This is a genomic window from Pseudomonas sp. PDM18, from assembly GCF_014852585.1.
Lineage (GTDB): Bacteria > Pseudomonadota > Gammaproteobacteria > Pseudomonadales > Pseudomonadaceae > Pseudomonas.
The window spans coordinates 265,602-284,095 of record NZ_JACVBX010000003.1 but is presented as its reverse complement, the minus strand read 5'-3'; the positions used below and the strand labels follow the sequence as shown (position 1 = coordinate 284,095).

12 protein-coding genes and 3 tRNA genes are annotated in these 18,494 nt (G+C 62.4%); 13 read left to right on the top strand and 2 right to left on the bottom strand.

Features of this window, described 5'->3' with window-relative positions; translation table 11 throughout:
• Positions 1–134: 134 nt before the first annotated feature.
• The 3 genes from rluD (at position 135) to clpB (ending at position 4,635) form a co-directional block, all read left to right on the top strand.
• Positions 135–1,094 (top strand): 23S rRNA pseudouridine(1911/1915/1917) synthase RluD, encoded by a 960-nt coding sequence (gene rluD, locus IB274_RS09260; protein ID WP_192431674.1) that lies wholly within the window; start codon positions 135–137, stop codon positions 1,092–1,094.
• Entirely contained in the window at positions 1,091–1,816 is a 726-nt protein-coding gene (gene pgeF / locus IB274_RS09255) for a peptidoglycan editing factor PgeF (protein ID WP_192431673.1), read from the top strand. Before rluD ends, pgeF begins: the two co-directional genes overlap by 4 nt.
• Before the next feature lie 254 nt (positions 1,817–2,070).
• Complete coding sequence (clpB, locus tag IB274_RS09250; RefSeq protein WP_192431672.1) at positions 2,071–4,635, top strand: ATP-dependent chaperone ClpB; 2,565 nt, start codon at positions 2,071–2,073, stop codon at positions 4,633–4,635.
• Positions 4,636–4,760: 125 nt separating this feature from the next.
• Here clpB and IB274_RS09245 read toward each other — a convergent pair whose 3' ends face one another.
• Complete coding sequence (locus IB274_RS09245; protein WP_192431671.1) at positions 4,761–5,114, bottom strand: PilZ domain-containing protein; 354 nt, start codon at positions 5,112–5,114, stop codon at positions 4,761–4,763.
• A gap of 11 nt (positions 5,115–5,125) precedes the next feature.
• Positions 5,126–7,426, bottom strand: a complete 2,301-nt coding sequence (locus IB274_RS09240) for a DUF1631 domain-containing protein (protein ID WP_192431670.1) — start codon at positions 7,424–7,426, stop codon at positions 5,126–5,128.
• Between the two features lie 216 nt (positions 7,427–7,642).
• Between IB274_RS09240 and IB274_RS09235 the strand changes: the two genes are divergently transcribed.
• From IB274_RS09235 to cyoD, 10 genes are all read left to right on the top strand, one after another.
• Positions 7,643–7,718: transfer RNA gene (locus IB274_RS09235), tRNA-Asn, on the top strand.
• A gap of 9 nt (positions 7,719–7,727) precedes the next feature.
• Positions 7,728–7,804: transfer RNA gene (locus tag IB274_RS09230), tRNA-Pro, on the top strand.
• Between the two features lie 6 nt (positions 7,805–7,810).
• Positions 7,811–7,886: transfer RNA gene (locus IB274_RS09225), tRNA-Lys, on the top strand.
• Between the two features lie 603 nt (positions 7,887–8,489).
• Positions 8,490–10,679 carry a type I secretion system permease/ATPase gene (locus IB274_RS09220; protein ID WP_192431669.1) on the top strand — a complete coding sequence of 730 codons (2,190 nt, stop codon included), beginning with the start codon at positions 8,490–8,492 and terminating at the stop codon, positions 10,677–10,679.
• Between the two features lie 7 nt (positions 10,680–10,686).
• The gene (locus IB274_RS09215) at positions 10,687–11,991 is read left to right on the top strand and encodes an HlyD family type I secretion periplasmic adaptor subunit (RefSeq protein WP_192431668.1); all 1,305 of its coding nucleotides are present in this window, start codon (positions 10,687–10,689) and stop codon (positions 11,989–11,991) included.
• A 5-nt stretch (positions 11,992–11,996) separates the two neighbouring features.
• The gene (locus tag IB274_RS09210) at positions 11,997–13,577 is read left to right on the top strand and encodes a TolC family protein (protein WP_192431667.1); all 1,581 of its coding nucleotides are present in this window, start codon (positions 11,997–11,999) and stop codon (positions 13,575–13,577) included.
• Between the two features lie 929 nt (positions 13,578–14,506).
• Positions 14,507–15,502 carry a ubiquinol oxidase subunit II gene (gene cyoA / locus IB274_RS09205; RefSeq protein ID WP_192431666.1) on the top strand — a complete coding sequence of 332 codons (996 nt, stop codon included), beginning with the start codon at positions 14,507–14,509 and terminating at the stop codon, positions 15,500–15,502.
• A 6-nt stretch (positions 15,503–15,508) separates the two neighbouring features.
• Positions 15,509–17,491, top strand: coding sequence for a cytochrome o ubiquinol oxidase subunit I (gene cyoB / locus IB274_RS09200; RefSeq protein ID WP_081517363.1), 1,983 nt, complete (start codon positions 15,509–15,511; stop codon positions 17,489–17,491).
• A gap of 4 nt (positions 17,492–17,495) precedes the next feature.
• Positions 17,496–18,125, top strand: a complete 630-nt coding sequence (cyoC, locus tag IB274_RS09195; RefSeq protein ID WP_015475724.1) for a cytochrome o ubiquinol oxidase subunit III — start codon at positions 17,496–17,498, stop codon at positions 18,123–18,125.
• Positions 18,125–18,487, top strand: coding sequence for a cytochrome o ubiquinol oxidase subunit IV (gene cyoD / locus IB274_RS09190; protein WP_081517365.1), 363 nt, complete (start codon positions 18,125–18,127; stop codon positions 18,485–18,487). The genes cyoC and cyoD overlap by 1 nt, the downstream gene beginning before the upstream one ends.
• Positions 18,488–18,494 lie beyond the last annotated feature (7 nt).

The window sequence follows — 18,494 nt, the reverse complement described above, 5'->3', positions numbered from 1 at the left end:
CCTGGACGGTCGGCTGTCGCGGCCGCAACCGTCTGTTATGATTGGCGCCCCAGGGATACCCCTGGGACAAAGGCCCCGTATTTAACCACAGCGTGCAGCCGAACCAAAAGGCCGCGCGCCCTTCGTGTCCCGTCATGTCCAATATCATCCAACTCGCGGCAGAAGTGCCGTTCGACCTCGGTGGTCAGCGTCTCGACCAGGTCGCCGCCCAGCTCTTCTCCGACCACTCCCGCTCGCGCTTGGCTGGCTGGATCAAGGACGGCCGTCTCAAGGTCGATGGCGCTGTGCTGCGGCCGCGCGACATCGTCCATTCCGGCTCGCGCCTCGAACTGGATGTCGAACTGGAGGCCCAGGGTGAATGGGTTGCCCAGGACATCGAGCTGGACATCGTTTATGAAGACGACCAGATCCTGGTCATCGACAAGCCGACCGGCCTGGTGGTTCACCCCGCCGCCGGCCACCAGGACGGCACCTTGCTCAACGCATTGCTGCACCACGTGCCGCACCTGGCCAACGTGCCGCGCGCCGGCATCGTGCACCGCCTGGACAAGGACACCACCGGCCTGATGGTGGTGGCCAAGACCCTGGAAGCGCACACCAACCTGGTCGCCCAGTTGCAGGCGCGTAGCGTCAGCCGCATCTATGAAGCCATCGTCACCGGCGTGATCGTCGCCGGCGGCACCGTCGACGCGCCCATTGGCCGTCACGGCGTGCAGCGCCAGAAGATGGCGGTGATTGAGACCGGCAAGGTCGCCATCAGCCATTACCGCGTACTGGAGCGCTTCCGTGCGCATACCCACACGCGGGTGAAGCTTGAAACCGGGCGTACCCACCAGATCCGCGTCCATATGACGCACATCGGCCACCCGCTGGTAGGCGACCCCACTTACGGCGGGCGTTTCCGCATTCCGCCGGGGGCCAGCCCAACCCTCGTCGAATCCCTGCGCGATTTCCCTCGCCAGGCCCTGCACGCGCGCTTCCTGGAGCTGGATCACCCGGCCACCAACGTGCGCATGAAGTGGGAGTCGCCGCTGCCGGATGATTTCACTTGGCTGCTGAGCCTGCTGCGGCAGGACAACGAGTCTTTCGTATGAGTCCCTGGCTGGCGCCTGACTGGCCGGCCCCGGCGAACGTCCGCGCCTGCGTGACTACTCGTGCCGGCGGCGTCAGCGTCGAGCCTTTCGACAGCTTCAACCTCGGTGACCACGTCGGCGACGAGCCGGCCGCCGTCGCCGAGAACCGCCGCCGCCTGACTGCCGAACTGGGCTGCCAGCCGGCCTGGCTGAGCCAGGTGCATGGCATCGATGTCGTCGAGGCCGATCCTTCCGTCGTCGCCACCGCGGATGCGAGCTGGAGCGCCGCGCCCGGCATCGCCTGCACCATCATGACGGCCGATTGCCTGCCGGCGCTGTTCTGTGACCGCGCGGGGACCCGTGTCGGTGCTGCCCACGCCGGCTGGCGCGGGCTGGCGGGCGGCGTGCTGGAGGCGGCCGTGGACGCCATGGGCGTCGCGCCGGCGGAATTGCTGGTCTGGCTCGGCCCGTCCATCGGCCCGCAGGCCTTCGAAGTCGGCGCGGAAGTGCGTGAAGCCTTCCTGGCGGACCACGCCGAAGCCGCACGCGCCTTCGTGCCAAGCGCCAATGCTGGCAAATTCATGGCCGACATCTATGAGCTGGCGCGCATCCGCCTGGCGGCGAAAGGGGTGACTGCCGTCTATGGTGGGGATTTCTGCACCTTCACCGACACCGAGCGTTTCTATTCCTACCGCCGCAGCTCCCGCACCGGCCGACTTGCCAGCCTGATCTGGTTGGCCTGACAGTCTGTTTGTAGGAGCGAGCTTGCTCGCGAACAGCTGGATACCTTTGTGTCAGGCGAGGTTCGCGAGCAAGCGCGCTCTTACAGGTTCAACTCCATTCCTGAGGTCCTTTCGAAGGCACTAACTGACGGGTGTCATGGCCAAATGGCTTGAACCGACCAAAATCGTCCTTATCTATCTGACATCCCGGCGGGTTAGTCGTGACCAGGGGCACTCATCGCTCCGGCCCGCTATAGAAAGGAAGGACGACCCTCATGCGAATCGACCGTTTGACCAGCAAGCTCCAGCTTGCACTCTCCGATGCCCAGTCCCTGGCCGTTGGACATGACCACCCGGCCATCGAGCCTGTGCACCTGCTGTCCGCGCTCATCGAGCAGCAGGGTGGCTCCATCAAGCCCCTGCTGATGCAGGTCGGCTTCGATATCCCTGCGCTGCGTGCCTCCCTCAATAAAGAGATGGACACGCTGCCGAAGATCCAGAACCCCACTGGCGACGTGAACCTGTCGCAGGATCTGGCGCGCCTGCTCAACCAGGCCGACCGCCTGGCGCAGCAGAAGGGCGACCAGTTCATCTCCAGCGAACTCGTGCTGCTCGCCGCTATGGACGACAGCACCAAGCTCGGCAAGCTCTTGACCAGCCAGGGCGTCTCCAAGAAGGCCCTGGAGAATGCCGTGGCCAACCTGCGCGGCGGTGAAGCGGTCAACGACCCGAATGCCGAAGACTCGCGCCAGGCGCTGGACAAGTACACCGTCGACATGACCAAGCGCGCCGAAGACGGAAAGCTCGATCCGGTGATCGGCCGTGACGACGAAATCCGCCGGACCATCCAGGTCCTGCAGCGCCGCACCAAGAACAACCCGGTACTGATCGGCGAGCCCGGCGTCGGCAAGACCGCCATCGTCGAGGGCCTGGCCCAGCGCATCGTCAATGGCGAAGTGCCGGACGGCCTGAAGGACAAGCGTCTGCTGGCCCTGGATATGGGCGCGCTGATCGCCGGCGCCAAGTTCCGTGGCGAGTTCGAGGAGCGCCTGAAAGCCGTCCTCAACGAGCTGTCCAAGCAGGAAGGCCGGATCATCCTGTTTATCGACGAACTGCACACCATGGTCGGCGCCGGCAAGGCCGAAGGCGCCATGGATGCTGGCAACATGCTCAAGCCGGCCCTGGCCCGTGGCGAATTGCACTGCGTGGGCGCCACCACCCTGGACGAATACCGCCAGTACATCGAGAAGGACGCCGCCCTGGAGCGCCGCTTCCAGAAAGTCCTGGTGGATGAGCCGAGCGAGGAAGACACCATCGCCATCCTGCGTGGCCTGAAAGAGCGCTATGAAGTGCACCACGGCGTGACCATCACCGACGGCGCGATCATCGCCGCGGCCAAGCTTAGTCACCGCTATATCACCGACCGCCAGCTGCCGGACAAGGCCATCGACCTGATCGACGAAGCCGCCAGCCGCATCCGCATGGAGATCGACTCCAAGCCGGAGGAACTGGATCGCCTGGATCGCCGCCTGATCCAGCTGAAGATCGAGCGCGAGGCGTTGAAGAAGGAAGATGACGAGGCCACCAAGAAGCGCCTCGCCAAGCTGGAAGAAGACATCGCCAAGCTCGAACGCGAGTACGCCGATCTCGAGGAAATCTGGAAATCGGAGAAAGCCGAGGTCCAGGGTTCCGCGCAGATCCAGCAGAAGATCGAGCAGGCCAAGCAGGAAATGGAAACCGCGCGGCGCAAGGGCGATCTGGAAACCATGGCCCGTATCCAGTACCAGACAATCCCGGACCTGGAGCGCAGCCTGCAGATGGTCGACCAGCACGGCCAGACCGAGAAGCAACTGCTGCGCAACAAGGTGACCGACGAGGAAATCGCCGAAGTCGTCGCCAAGTGGACCGGCATCCCGGTGTCCAAGATGCTCGAAGGCGAGCGCGAGAAGCTGCTGCGCATGGAAGACGAGCTGCACAAGCGCGTCATCGGCCAGCACGAGGCCGTGGTGGCCGTCTCCAACGCCGTGCGCCGTTCCCGTGCAGGCTTGGCGGACCCGAATCGCCCCAGCGGCTCGTTCCTCTTCCTTGGCCCGACCGGGGTGGGCAAGACCGAGCTGTGCAAGGCCTTGGCCGAATTCCTCTTCGATACCGAGGAAGCGCTGGTGCGCATCGACATGTCCGAGTTCATGGAGAAGCACTCCGTGGCTCGCCTGATCGGTGCTCCTCCGGGCTACGTCGGTTATGAAGAGGGCGGTTACCTGACCGAGGCCGTGCGCCGCAAACCCTACTCCGTGGTGCTGCTCGACGAAGTCGAGAAGGCCCACCCGGACGTCTTCAACGTGCTGCTGCAGGTGCTCGAAGATGGTCGCCTGACCGACAGCCACGGCCGTACGGTGGACTTCCGCAACACCGTGGTGGTGATGACCTCGAACCTCGGTTCAGCGCAGATCCAGGAACTGGTCGGCGACCGTGAAGCCCAGCATGCGGCCGTCATGGACGCGGTGAATTTGCACTTCCGTCCGGAATTCATCAACCGGATCGACGAAGTGGTGGTGTTCGAGCCGCTGGCCCGCGAGCAGATCGCCGGCATCGCCCGCATCCAGATGGGCCGTCTGCGCAAGCGTCTGGCCGAGCGTGAGCTGAGTCTGGAGCTGAGCGAGGAGGCGATGGACAAGCTGATCGCCGTGGGCTTTGACCCGGTATATGGCGCGCGGCCGCTCAAGCGTGCGATCCAGCGCTGGATCGAGAACCCGCTGGCGCAACTGATCCTGGCCGGCCGGTTCAACCCTGGCACCCAGATCCACGCCAAAGTCCAGAACGACGAGATCGTCTTCTCCTGATCCATGCCCCACGAAAAAGCCCGCCAATTGGCGGGCTTTTTCTTTGGCTATTTGTAGGACCGAGGGGGCGCCTAGCCCTTGCTCGCGAACCGCAGGACACGGCGCTCCTACAGGTGTTTCGGCGGTCAGCCGGTTTCACGGGCTCCGCCCAGCATGACCAGCAGTTGCTCGATCAGTTCGGCCTGATCCTCGGCGATATCGATGATGTGGAAACCCGCCCAGCCCAGTTGGCCGTCGGTGCCGGCGCGGCTCCACAGGCAATCGGCGCCGAGCTGGATTTCGCCGATCTCGTCCAGCGGCGGTGCCGGCACGAGCAGGCAATCCCAGACGGAGTCGGCCTCCGGAACCTCAACGCCACAGAGCATGAACCCTTCGGCGGACAGGTCGGCGAGCCGACCGAGGCTGCGCCTGGAATGGCGGTCGAAGACTTCCACGGTCAGCCCGGTCTGCTGCCGGCTGTGCTGGCGACGCTCACTCATCGACTGCTCCTTCAGGTCTGGGCCGGGCTGCGCCCGGAGGTAAAGCGTTGCAGGACCCGGTAGATCGCATTCAGGGCACGATCCATCAGCGGGGCGGACTGTTCCGTCGGCACCAGGCGGACCTTGCCCGCTTCCATCTCCTGGGCCAACTGCACTATCGGTTTGACCGCCACCCGCTGCCCGGTGTGGTCGACGAACATGTAGTTGCGCGTGGTCGGGCTGAACCATGAAAGCTTGAGCCGGCGTGCCGGGGTGGTGTCGCTGAACTCGAACCAAGTGCCGAATTCCAGGTGACTGAGTTCCTTCATCAATACCCGCACGCGTTCGGACAACGCTTCGCCGTTGGGTTTGACCAGAGTGTGCCCCTCGGCGCCGAGCATGGCGCCCAACGGGCTTTCCGGCAGGTCCTGCTTGAGCTGCGCAGCGACCTGGGGCTGCTGCGCCTGGATTGCGTGCTGGCAGGCGACCAGGTCCTGCAGCAACCGGCGGATGCCGTCCTCGTGGTAACCACCGAGCACCTCCAGGCCCTTGCGCAGCTCTTCCAGCAGCGCCAGGCGTATCGCCTGGAGGTGCTCGCGGTCGGCTGCGTCCAGCGGCGTCACGCTCCAGGCCAGCTGTTCGCCGACTTCGCAGGCGCGCTTCCATTCTTCGCTGTGCTCACCGCTGCGTAGCACGATGAACGTCAGAGCATCGCACCAGCTCATTTCCAGGAAGTTGCGCACCAGCTCCGGCAGGTCGCGGTCGTGGGTCACCTTGGCGATGGTATCCAGCGCCTGCTCCCGCGCCGCCAGCAGGCGATCGCGGCCGCGCGCGGCCTCCATGGCGCGGCGTTCGCGCAGCTCGACCTTCTGCCTCAGGTTGGTGACGTATTCGTTGAAGTCGCCCAGCAGGGTGTCGAACAGCGCCAGGTCACCGACGAAGTCCTGGATCACCCGTTCGACAATCCAGTGCATCTTCGCCAGCAGCGCGCGCTCCTCTCCCTCGCCGCCATACAGCACGCCGGCCTGGGCCATGGCGTTGAGCAGCTTGCGCGCAGGATGATGATGTTGGGTGAACAGCTGCTTATCCAGCAGCGCCACCTTGAGGAAGGGCGTATGCAGGTGGGAAAGCGTGGTCTTGCAACTGTCGGGCAGGTTCTCGTCGTCGAGAATGAAGTCGAAGACCATGCCCACCAGGTCGATGACATCGGCTTCCTGGTCGGTCAGTCGGGTGTTGTTCGGTTGCGCGCTGCCGGCTTCCAGCTGGCGCTGCAGGTCGGCCTTCAGCGCATCGACAGGCTGCGGATGGCGCAGCCGGTGGGCCAACTCTTGGGCAGACTCGCGCTGCAGTCGGTTCAGCGCCTCCAGCAGCTCGTTGGCGCTGTAGGTTGTGGTGGCCGAACGCGGTCCGAAGCTGACGATGCTCTGGGTGCTGCCGAACAGCGTGGCCTTGTCGCCGCGCCGGCGGTGTTCGGCGAGCAGCACTGCGAGGCCGCCGAACAGGGCGTTGCGGTCTCCCGGAGGCATATCCGGCAGGTCGCTCGCGGCGTAGGTCGGTGGTGCCGCCGCTCCGCCGCTCGTCGTCGCGGTGTTTTTCTCGGCCACAGCCGGGCGCGGCGGGGGTGGGGAGGTCTGTCGCTGCGCTTGCGGACGGTACTTCAGGTTGGGTAGGACACCGCCCTCGGCCAGGCGCTTGTTCAACTGCTCATATAAAGGTTGCAGATGCTGCATGACCTGCTGATCGAACAGCACATAAAGGATGGTCTTGATCCGCAACGGGAAGGCACTACGCGCCAGGATGTCGCGAAACGCCTGGGCAATGGCCTGCGGGCCAAAGGGATTGCGGTCCTCGCCCAGCTTGCTGCCATTGTTGAGTAGCGCTAGGCGCTGATCCAGTGCGAACAGTTGCTGGGCGCAGTGGGCGCGCACCTGGTTGACCATGTTGGTCACCAGCAGCGTTTCTTCATATTCGTCGTTGCCGACCAGGGTCAATTGGTCGATATCCAGCTCTTCCAACGGCTCCGCGAGAGGCAGTTTGCCCTCGAGGAAGTCGCTCAGGCCCTGGGCGATGCGCTGGTGGTAGAAACGCTCGAGGTTCGGGCGCTCGCGGCGAACTTCGCGCATGGCGTCGAAGAACAGTGCCTGGACCTGGTTGTTCTCGGCTTTCTCGGCGCATTCGAAGAGTGTGTCGTCCACCTGAGCAAAGACATTACCCAGGAGCTCGGCGAGGTGATTCATCGCCAACTGACGGCAGCCCTGCACCAGCTCGCCGAAGCGCGGCTGGATCATCCGGCTGGCGATGGGGGAGGGTGGTGGGGTGTCCTTGTTGCTCATGGCCATCCTGTGCGTGATCGTTCCGTTAGCACCCGCGGTGGATCACTCGAATTTATCCATGCAGATATAGCAATCAGCCCGGCCCGCTGCAAAGCAGAGAAAAACTTTTTGGATCAGAGTGTTGACAGGCGTTTCGATATACGTAAAATGGCGCGCCTCTGATACGGGAATCCGGTGAAGCCGGAAGAAAGTAGAGGAGATTGAAAGGCTTGTTGTTCCGCGATAGCTCAGTCGGTAGAGCAAATGACTGTTAATCATTGGGTCCCTGGTTCGAGTCCAGGTCGCGGAGCCAACTTTCAAACGGGGTATAGCGCAGTCCGGTAGCGCGCTTGCTTTGGGAGCAAGATGTCGGGAGTTCGAATCCCCCTACCCCGACCAACATTTGGGTCGTTAGCTCAGTCGGTAGAGCAGTTGGCTTTTAACCAATTGGTCGTAGGTTCGAATCCTACACGACCCACCATATTCAAGGCATCAGCATTGCTGAGTGCCTGAAGCGGTCCCCAAGCCGCTTCTAGCAAAAAGCCCACCTCTCGAGGTGGGCTTTTTCGTTTCCAGGCCTGATTCGATCCTTTGCCCCTTTCCTCCCTACGTCCGGGTCCTCCCGGTCTTCGTTGAAAGTATCCCTCAGTGAACGGCCGCGCCAGGGCGGAGTAATTTGTTCCGCGCAGACGGCGAAGGTTAGCTATCGAGTAATGCCCTCGCTGCCGGTTGGGGCTGTGGTTTCGTGGGTATTGGGTTGGCGGTGCGCAAGATGTCGCTCCCTGCGTCGCACAAACTCCCGTAATACACCGAGGTACCGCGAGCGGCTGGCCAATCAGGCTCGGCCGAATGGAACGTTCAGCTGGCGCTCGTCTGTCCACACCTGCATGACTCCCCGAGTCGCGCTTGTGATGGGCGCTCAGAACGGCGTTTTGCGGTGTCTGCCAGCTCCTTCCTGCTGCCGTACAGTGCCAATTGCTCGGTGAAGGAAAGGTACGTCAGGCCAATCAGGCTTTTCTGATGCCGCGCTCAGCGGTGCATTTCTAACATGCGCACAGCTTTCCCCTCTTACGAAGGTGTGCACATGAATTCCTCCTCTGCGCCCGCGACTACTGAAGTCGAACTGGGCATTTCATCACAAAGTGACAGCCTGCTTGCAGGCGTGCGCTGGCTGTGCACCCATTTCGAGCGGAACACGACTCTCGAGTCGCTCTATGCCGGCCTGCCGCGCGATCGCAAACTGCGCCCCAGCCTGGTGGCTCGGATGCTCGAGCAGGCCGGCATCGGTGCCGGCTGGGTCAAGCGCAGCCCTGCTGAGTTGTCATCGTACCTTTTTCCTCTGCTGCTGCTGTTCCGCAACGGCGAAGCTCGCATTCTAGTTGCCCGTCGTGGCGAGGAATTCGAACTGGTGGTGCCCGAGGCCGGCGGTGGGAGCATCACCATGAGTGCGGCGGAGCTGCAGGAGAACTACCTGGGCTATGCGTTGCTGGCACGTCCCAAGGCGGCTCCCGATGCTCGCACTGAAGTGCCCAGATCGGAGGGAAAAGGCCACTGGCTGTTCTCCACTCTCTGGAACTACCGCCGCTTCTATTACAGCGCGGCGCTGTCGACCGTTCTGATCAACATCCTGGCACTGGCAAGTACCTTCTTCATCATGAACGTGTACGACCGAGTCGTACCGAACCAGGCGTACGTGACGCTCTGGTCGCTGGCCATCGGCGTGATGGTGGCGATCGGCTTCGAGTTCACTTCGCGTCAGGTCCGTGCCTACCTGATCGACAACGCCGGCAAGAAGGCCGACCTGATCCTGGGCTCGATCCTGTTCCGTCAGTTGATGGAGGTCCGGCTCGAGCACAAACCGCCGTCCGCGGGGTCCTTCGCCAACCAGTTCCGCGAGTTCGAGTCGGTACGTGACTTCATCACCTCGGCGTCGCTGGCAACGCTGGCTGACCTGCCGTTCTGCCTGCTGTTCGTCTTCGTGCTCTTCGTGATCGGCGGACCGCTGGCGCTGGTGCCGCTAGGGGCGATGATCGTTCTTCTCGGCCTGTGTGCCTACATCCAGTGGCCACTGTCCAAGCTCATGAAGGTGAATCTTCGCGAAGCCTCGCAGAAGCACGGCCTGCTGATCGAGGCTATCGAAGGCGTTGAGACGCTCAAGGCGGTCCGTGCCGAGGGCAGCATGCTGCGCCGCTGGGAAGACTTCAGCGCGCAACTGGCCGCCTCGGGGATCAAGACCAAGGCGCTGTCGAACATGGCCGCGAACTCGGTATCGCTGATCACACAGCTGACCACGGTGATCACCGTGCTCTGGGGGGTTTACCGGATAGGCGATGGCGACATGACCCAGGGCGCGCTGGTTGGCATGGTGCTGCTCAGCGGCCGTGCCCTGGCGCCACTGGCTAGCTCGGTAGGTCTCGCGGTGCGCTACCAGCAGGCGAAGACAGCATTGAATTCGCTGAACCAGTTGATGGAAATCCCCACGGTGCGCGACAGCAATCGCCGTTATCTGGATGTCCCGAAGAGCGCGACACTGTCGCTGCGCAAGCTGAAGTTCTCCTACCCCGCACCGCCGATGCAACCACGCCCCACGGTACTGAACAACATCAGCCTGAGCATCAAGCACGGCGAGCGCGTGGCCATTGTCGGCAGCATCGGCAGCGGTAAGTCGACCCTGCTGCGAGTGATGGCCCGCCTGTACCAGCCGGTGGAGGGACGGCTGCTGATCAACGGCATCGACGCCGAACAGATCGACCCGGCGGATTGGAGCTCCACGGTGGGCTTCGTCGGCCAGGATGCGCGGCTGTTCTTCGGCTCGCTGCGCGAGAACCTGATGATCGGCAACCCGGCGGCGAGCAGCGAAGAACTGCTGCACGTGATGCGCCTGACCGGGCTGGACGCCGTGGTTGCCAACCACCCACTGGGTTTCGACCGCCCCGTAGGTGAAATGGGCCAGGCCCTGTCCGGTGGGCAGCGTCAACTGCTCGCCCTGGCTCGCACGCTGTTGCTGCATCCGCAGGTGCTGCTGCTGGACGAGCCCACCAGCGGCATGGACATGCAGACCGAGCGCCTTTTCCTGCAGCGCCTGGAAGCGGCCACGCGTGACTGCACAGTCGTGGTGGTCACCCATCGCTTCTCGGTGCTGGAGCAGGTCGACCGCTTAATCGTCGTGGATGCCGGGCAGATCGTCGCCGACGGCCCCAAGGACGAAGTGCTGCGAGCCCTGCAGGCCAACAATTCTCAAGCGCCTGGCAAGGCGCCGGCCACTACTTGGTGAGTAGGTCATGACTGATACCCCCAACCCGCAGGCGGCTGTCCCCGCCGTCGTCGAGCCCTCGAAGGCGCCGGCGCCTCAGGTCTCGCCCTATGCGAAGGAAGTGGCGCGGCTGCGCGACAATGACATTGCCTATGTCTCGGACCTTCAGGCTGCGCTGATTTCCCAGAAAACCACGGCGAGCACGGTGGTGCTGCTGCTGATCGCGGCGGTGTTCTCCGGCCTCATCGTCTGGGCCTACTTTGCCCGAGTCGAAGAGATCACCAAGGGAGAGGGCAAGGTGATTCCCTCCAGCCGCGAGCAGGTCATCCAGAGTCTGGAGGGCGGCATCCTCGAGCAGATGAACGTCAAGGAAGGCGACGTGGTGGAGGCGGGGCAGGTTCTCCTGAAGATCGATCCGACCCGCGCTGGCGCCAGTTTCCGTGAGGCGCAGTCCAAGACGCTGGCGCTCAAGGGCCAGTTGGTGCGCCTTCGTTCGGAGGCGTATGGCAAACCGCTGGTGTTCCCACCGGATGTGCTCGCCGTGGAATCGATCGTGGAGGCCGAGACCGAGGCCTACAACGCCCGCAAGCATGCGCTGGACGAAGGTGTTGCCGGGCTGCAGAAGAGCCTGTCGCTGGCCCAGGGCGAGCTGAATGTATCGGAGCGACTGGCCAAGCAAGGATTGATCTCGGACGTCGAGATCCTTCGCATGCGCCGCCAGGCAAACGAATTCAACCTGCAGATCAGTGAGCGCCGCAACAAGTATCGGTCGGAAGCCAACGCCGAGCTGACGCGGGTCGAGAGCGAGCTTGCGCAGGCGTTGGAAAGCGCGGCGGGTCGCGAGGATGTGATGAAACGCACCATCATCACTGCACCGCTAAAGGGCATCGTGAAGAACGTGCGGGCCAACACCATCGGTGGGGTCATCCAGCAAGGCCAGGACATCATGGAGATCGTCCCGCTGGAGGATCAGTTGCTGGTGGAGGCGAAGATCCGCCCGGCTGACGTGGCGTTCCTGCGCCCCGGTCTTGCCGCCACCGTGAAGATTTCGGCCTATGACTTCGCTATTTACGGCGGCTTGAAAGGCAGGATCGAGCTCATCAGCCCCGACACTATCAAGGACGACGAGATGGCTCGCCAGGGCCGCCCGGATACCTCCTTCTACCGCGTGCTGATTCGTACCGACCAGGCCGATCTGACCATGGGCGACAAGCATTTCCCGATCATTCCCGGTATGACCGCGACCGCCGAGATCCGCACCGGGGAAAAAACCATTCTGGATTACATACTCAAGCCCGCGCTGAAAGCGCGTGAAGCGTTCCGTGAGAGATAATTGAAATGAAAAACCGTAAGCCTTACGCAACTAGCAAACGTTGGCGCTTCGGCCATTCGGCCATGGTGCTGACGATGGCTTCACTCAGTTCCTTGGCCAAGGCGAATGACCTTGGCAGTTCACTGAGCTTCTACTCCAAGCCCCAACAGACCGCTGTCGACGTGGCCGCTCCAATGCCTCGTGACGCTCAAGCTACCTCCATGAACCAGGACCGGCCGTCAGCGGCCCCGCAAGCCGAACTCGGATTGCGTGCTACCACAGCCAGCGCCGTGCCGGTCGCCAAGCCACAACCGGCCAAGCGGTCTTCCGGGCTAGATCTGAGCCTGCCGGCGGAGCTGAAAACGGAGGTGTCGGCGTCGAGCCTGGGGCAGGGGCAGTCGTCGCTGGCCTATCTGCGTGAACTGGTGGGCACAGCGCTGAACATCAGCCCCGAGCTGAAGCAGGCGGATGCCGGTTGGCAGGCTGCCAAGGGTGATGTGGAACAGGCCAAGGGCGCGCGCTGGCCGCAAGTTCAGATCAGCGCCAACTCGAAGCAGTTGCAGAGCGGCGGCAGTAAGTATGACAACGGTGGCACTACCTCCGTGCAGGTGGTGACGCCGGTCTATGACTTCGGTGCGATCCGGCACACGATCGACAGCCGCAGCAAAACTGCCAATGCGCAGGAAGAGGCGAAAGGGCAGACCGAGGTGACGGTTGCCTACAACACCGCTTCGGGGGTGCTGGAACTGGCTCACCAGCAGGAAGCGTTGGACATCAGCGATCGCTATGTCATGCGCATGCGTGAGCTGGTGAATATGCTCGGGCAGATCGCTGAGACCGACCCGGGTCGCCGTAGCGAGCTCGTTCAGGCTCGAGCTCGTTTGTTGCAGGCGGAAACTGCCCGCGATCTGGTGCAGTCGAAGCTGCAGGAGCAGAAGACCACCCTGGCCAAGCTCGTGGGGAAGGACGTGAGTGTGCCGGCGAACGCCAAGTGGGACTGGGCACCGATGCCTTTGGATCGGGCGCTGGAGCTCATGGGCGATCAGCCCGCTCTGCGCCAGGCGCGCTGGGAGAAAGACGCCGCACTGGCCAATGCCGAATCCGTGAAGTCTTCGCGCATGCCGAAGTTGAACTGGGTCGTCGGTCGTAATACAGGCGACAATATGTTCGACAACGAAGAGCCATGGTCGACCGGCCTCGCTGTGCAGTGGGCGGCGTTTTCCGGTGGTTCCGCATCGGCCGCGCAACGCGCCGCCTATGCCCGAGCTGATGCGGCGGAGCAGAAAATGGAAGCTACCCGTCGTGAGTCGGAGTATCGCATTCGCAACCTGGTCGAGCAGCGCGACCTGTCGACTGCCCGTGTTGGCGATTACACCGCCCTGTTGGCGGAGTCTGATCGGGTACGCAAGATGTTCTATGACCAGTGGTACCACCTGGGTAAGCGTACCCTTCTGGACGTGTTGATTGCCGAGAACGACTACTACTCGCAGCAGATCGCGGCAGCCGATACCTACTACAGCGCCAAGGCGTCCGATTTGCGCATCCGAGCGGAAGCTAGCGATCTGATGGCGTGGCTGTCGAACTCTGGCGAAGCGGCCAGCTTCTGATCCTTGCGGGCAGCGTAACTAGCGTCCCGCCACTCTTGTCTCTTTCTTCCCGGCATGCCCGCTTCGGTGGTCGTGAAAACCATGCTCGCCTGTTCATCGAGGCGAGCATGCCGCGGAAAGCTTCCCCTGTGCACTCTGCACGATCGTCATAATTTGAATGACTTTGCCTCTTGCCAAAGTCACTGTGCGTCGATGTGTCGCAGGGTGCGCAGGGGGAATACGCGACTTTCGCAAAGGATCTTGATCGCCATCATGGCAAGGACTTTGCCGAAGGCGTTGAGGTCGCTTTTCGGATCTGGGGAAGCGCGCTGAAAGCCCCGTCGTTCATGGTTCTGACACATTCCCATGGCGCGCCTGTGCAAGCCCCTGGCAGGGAGGGAATAACCCTGCACAATTCCTGTGAATTGGTTGTTTTGTGAGCGAATTTGCACGGGACTGTTTCTCTGACTGAGAAAATATCTTGTTAAAAATGGGCGGAATGGGCCTTGAAAGGGGTTTCTGAAATGCTTTGTAATACCCGCCGTCCATTTCCTACCCCCAAATCGCTGAGTCGCACTGACGTAGATCAAAGCCAGTGCTCACCCTTCGGTGCAGCGGCATAACAACAGGGGGCTGCCATCGGTGGGCTCCTGTCATCAAGACGAGTCGGGCAATCCGCTCGTGCATCCGGTGTGCGACGCGCGCGCTTCAACGAGCCGCCAGTCCAGACACCACACGCTGAATAACACGGAACGAATCAGCTGACGAAATCGGTTTCGCATCGCGAAGACCGGGCGACCTCCCTTTGCCTGGAATCCGTGCGGCCGCGTTCGTGAATCCATGACAGCCCTGGCAGGCGGCTTGGAAAAGTCGCGGGTAACGAGTCGTCGAGCAGTGCGTGGCGAAGGCTCGTGGGCGGTGAAGCGATTTTCATCCACTAAGGCCGCAAGATGAAAAAAGAGCAGTACACAGGAATTTTGAAGAGACTTGCGTGGCTGCCGATGCTGATGCTCGGTGGTTGCAACATGGCGCTGTTCGACCCGAAAGGGCAGGTCGGCGCTGACGAGAAGTCCCTGATCATCACGGCAACCCTGCTGATGCTGATCGTGGTGGTGCCGGTCATCCTGATGACCTTCGGGTTCGCTTGGAAATACCGGGCTTCGAACACCAAGGCCACCTACATGCCGGACTGGTCTCACTCGACCAAGATCGAGCTGGTGGTATGGCTGGTTCCCTGCCTGATCATCGCCGTGCTCGGCTGGATCACCTGGGAGAGCACTCACAAGCTGGACCCGTACCGTCCGCTGGACTCCGAGGTCAAGCCGGTGACCATCCAGGCCATCTCGCTGGACTGGAAGTGGCTGTTCATCTACCCGGAACAGGGTATCGCCACCGTCAACGAAATCGCCTTCCCGAAAGACACCCCGGTGAACTTCCAGATCACCTCGGATTCGGTGATGAACTCCTTCTTCATTCCGCAGCTGGGTAGCCAGATCTACTCCATGGCCGGAATGATGACCAAGCTGCATCTGATCGCCAACGAAGAAGGCGTGTTCGACGGCATCTCCGCGAACTACAGCGGCGGCGGCTTCTCGGGCATGAAGTTCAAGGCCATCTCCACCTCCGAGCAGGGCTTCCAGGATTGGGTCGCGAAGGTCAAGGCCTCGCAGCAGACCCTGAACCTGGATCAGTACCCGGAGCTGGTCAAGCCGACCGAGAACGTCCCGGCGACCTACTTCGCAACCGTCAGCCCCGAGCTGTTCTCCCACGTGCTGAACAAGTGGGAACACGCTGGCCACGCGATGGCCAAGGCCCACGAAGCCAAAGAACAGGCCGAGAAGGGCGAGCACGGCGAAGCAGCGCATGACGAGACCGCCATGGCGGGCCACGACATGAGCAACATGCAAGGCATGCCTGGCATGCAAACGAATCCGAGCCAGGAGTAACTGCAGATGTTCGGGAAACTGACACTGTCGGCCGTGCCGTATCACGAGCCGATCATCGTCATCACGCTGGCCGTCGTCGCCCTGTTGGGCCTCGGTGTGTTCGGCGCGATCACCTACTACCGCAAGTGGACCTACCTGTGGACCGAATGGCTGACGTCCATCGACCACAAGAAAATCGGCGTGATGTACATCATCGTCGCCCTGGTCATGCTCCTGCGCGGCTTCGCCGACGCCATCATGATGCGCGGCCAGCTCGCGCTGGCTGAAGGTGCCAACCACGGCTACCTGCCGCCGGAACACTACGACCAGATCTTCACCGCTCACGGCGTGATCATGATCATCTTCATGGCCATGCCCTTCATGACCGGTCTGATGAACCTGGCCGTGCCGCTGCAGATCGGCGCGCGCGACGTGGCGTTCCCCTTCCTGAACTCCCTGAGCTTCTGGCTGCTGGTCGTCAGCGCCATGCTGGTGAACGTCTCGCTGGGCCTGGGTGAGTTCGCCCGTACCGGCTGGGTCGCGTACCCGCCGCTGTCCGAACTGGCCTACAGCCCGGGCGTGGGTGTGGACTACTACATCTGGGCACTACAGATATCGGGTATGGGTACCTTGCTCACGGGTATCAACTTCCTGGTTACCGTGTTCAAGATGCGTACCCCCGGCATGAAGCTGATGCAGATGCCGATCTTCACCTGGACCTGCACCTTCGCCAACATCCTGATCGTTGCGTCGTTCCCGATCCTGACCGCGGCCCTGGGCCTGCTGTCGCTGGACCGTTACTTCGACATGCACTTCTTCACCAACGAGCTGGGCGGCAACGCCATGATGTACATCAACCTCTTCTGGGCCTGGGGCCATCCTGAGGTGTACATCCTGATCCTGCCGGCTTTCGGTATCTTCTCCGAAGTCACCGCGACCTTCGCCGGCAAGCGCATGTTCGGCTACACCTCGATGGTGTGGGCGAGCGCCGCGATCACCTTCCTCGGCTTCACCGTGTGGCTGCACCACTTCTTCACCATGGGTTCGGGCGGCGACGTCAATGGCTTCTTCGGCGTTGCGACCATGCTGATCTCCATCCCGACCGGGGTGAAACTGTTCAACTGGCTGTTCACCATCTACCGTGGCCGCCTGCGCTTCGACACCCCGATCCTGTGGACCCTGGGCTTCATCGTCACCTTCACCATCGGTGGCATGACCGGCGTTCTGCTGGCCATTCCGGGTGCTGACTACCTGCTGCACAACAGCCTGTTCCTGATCGCTCACTTCCACAACACCATCATCGGTGGTGCGGTGTTCGGCTACCTGGCCGGCTTCGTCTTCTGGTTCCCGAAAGCCTTCGGCTTCAAGCTGGACGAGAAGTGGGGCAAGCGTTCCTTCTGGTGCTGGCTGGTCGGCTTCTACATGGCCTTCATGCCGCTGTACATCCTCGGCTTCATGGGCATGACCCGTCGCCTGAACCACTACGAAAACCCGATGTGGCAGCCGTACATGGTGGTGGCGTTCTGCGGCGCCGTGCTGATCTTCTTCGGTATCGCCTGTCAGCTGATCCAGCTGTTCGTGTCGATCAAGAACCGCGAGAAGCTGGCCGACCTGACTGGCGACCCGTGGGGTGGCCGTACCCTGGAATGGTCTACTTCCTCGCCGCCGCCGTACTACAACTTCGCCGAACTGCCGAAGGTCAACGACATCGACGCGTTCCACGACATGAAGCAGACCGGTACCGCGTACCGCAAGCTGCCGGCCTATGCGCCGATCCACATGCCGAAGAACACCGCCGCTGGCTTCTCCATCGCCGTGTTCGCCTTCCTCTTCGGCTTCGCCGCCATCTGGCACATCTGGTGGCTGGTGGGTGTTGGCTTCGTCGGCATGATTGCTTCGGTCATCGTGCGCAGCTACGTCACCGACCTGGACTACTACGTCCAGCCGGATGAGATCGAGCGCATCGAAAACGCCAACTTCCAGAAACTCGCCACCGCGCAGCAGGTATAAAACCATGTCGACGGCAGTACTGAATCAACACCTGGTCGATACGCACGAAGCGGCGCATGACCATGACCACGCCCACGACAGCGGCGGTATGACGGTCTTCGGCTTCTGGCTGTACCTGATGACCGACTGCATCCTGTTCGCGAGCGTCTTCGCCACCTACGCCGTGCTGGTCAACCACACGGCCGGCGGCCCGAGCGGCAAGGACATCTTCGAACTGCCCTACGTGGCCGTCGAAACCGCGATCCTGCTGATCTCCTCCTGCACCTACGGCCTGGCCATGCTGGCTGCGCACAAAGGTGCCAAGGGCAAGGCCATCGCCTGGCTGGGCGTGACCTTCCTCTGCGGTGCCGCGTTCATCGGCATGGAACTCAACGAGTTCCATCACCTGATCGTCGAAGGCTTCGGCCCGAGCCGCAGCGCCTTCCTGTCGTCCTTCTTCACCCTGGTCGGCATGCACGGCCTGCACGTAAGTGCCGGCCTGCTGTGGATGCTGGTGCTGATGGCGCAGATCGGCACCCGTGGCCTGACCGCGCAGAACAACACCCGCATGATGTGCCTGAGCCTGTTCTGGCACTTCCTGGACATCGTCTGGATCTGCGTATTCACCGTCGTCTACCTGATGGGGGCTCTGTAATGACCGCTGCTGCACATCATCACGACTCCCACGGTGCCGGCCACGGCGACCACGGCGCCGGTCACGGCAGCCTGGGTTCGTACGCCATCGGCTTCGTGCTCTCGGTGATCCTGACCGCGATCCCGTTCTACATGGTCATCGACGGTGGCTTCTCGCGTCACGCCACCCTGCTGACCATGGTGATCCTGGGCCTGGTTCAGGTCGTCGTGCACCTGATCTGCTTCCTGCACATGAACTTCAGCTCCGAAGGCCGCTGGAACGTCATGGCATTCATCTTCACCGCCATCATCATCCTGCTGGTGGTCGGTCTGTCGCTGTGGATCATCTACACCGCAGACACCCTGATGATGCCGATGCCCTGAGGGCCGA

Coding starts and splice junctions, on each gene's coding strand:
- IB274_RS09215 (WP_192431668.1), top strand. CDS start 10,687: ATGACTGATACCCCCAACCCGCAGGCGGCTGTCCCCGCCGTCGTCGAG.
- clpB (WP_192431672.1), top strand. CDS start 2,071: ATGCGAATCGACCGTTTGACCAGCAAGCTCCAGCTTGCACTCTCCGAT.
- IB274_RS09240 (WP_192431670.1), bottom strand. CDS start 7,426: ATGAGCAACAAGGACACCCCACCACCCTCCCCCATCGCCAGCCGGATG.
- cyoB (WP_081517363.1), top strand. CDS start 15,509: ATGTTCGGGAAACTGACACTGTCGGCCGTGCCGTATCACGAGCCGATC.
- cyoA (WP_192431666.1), top strand. CDS start 14,507: ATGAAAAAAGAGCAGTACACAGGAATTTTGAAGAGACTTGCGTGGCTG.
- IB274_RS09245 (WP_192431671.1), bottom strand. CDS start 5,114: ATGAGTGAGCGTCGCCAGCACAGCCGGCAGCAGACCGGGCTGACCGTG.
- cyoD (WP_081517365.1), top strand. CDS start 18,125: ATGACCGCTGCTGCACATCATCACGACTCCCACGGTGCCGGCCACGGC.
- pgeF (WP_192431673.1), top strand. CDS start 1,091: ATGAGTCCCTGGCTGGCGCCTGACTGGCCGGCCCCGGCGAACGTCCGC.
- cyoC (WP_015475724.1), top strand. CDS start 17,496: ATGTCGACGGCAGTACTGAATCAACACCTGGTCGATACGCACGAAGCG.
- IB274_RS09220 (WP_192431669.1), top strand. CDS start 8,490: ATGAATTCCTCCTCTGCGCCCGCGACTACTGAAGTCGAACTGGGCATT.
- rluD (WP_192431674.1), top strand. CDS start 135: ATGTCCAATATCATCCAACTCGCGGCAGAAGTGCCGTTCGACCTCGGT.
- IB274_RS09210 (WP_192431667.1), top strand. CDS start 11,997: ATGAAAAACCGTAAGCCTTACGCAACTAGCAAACGTTGGCGCTTCGGC.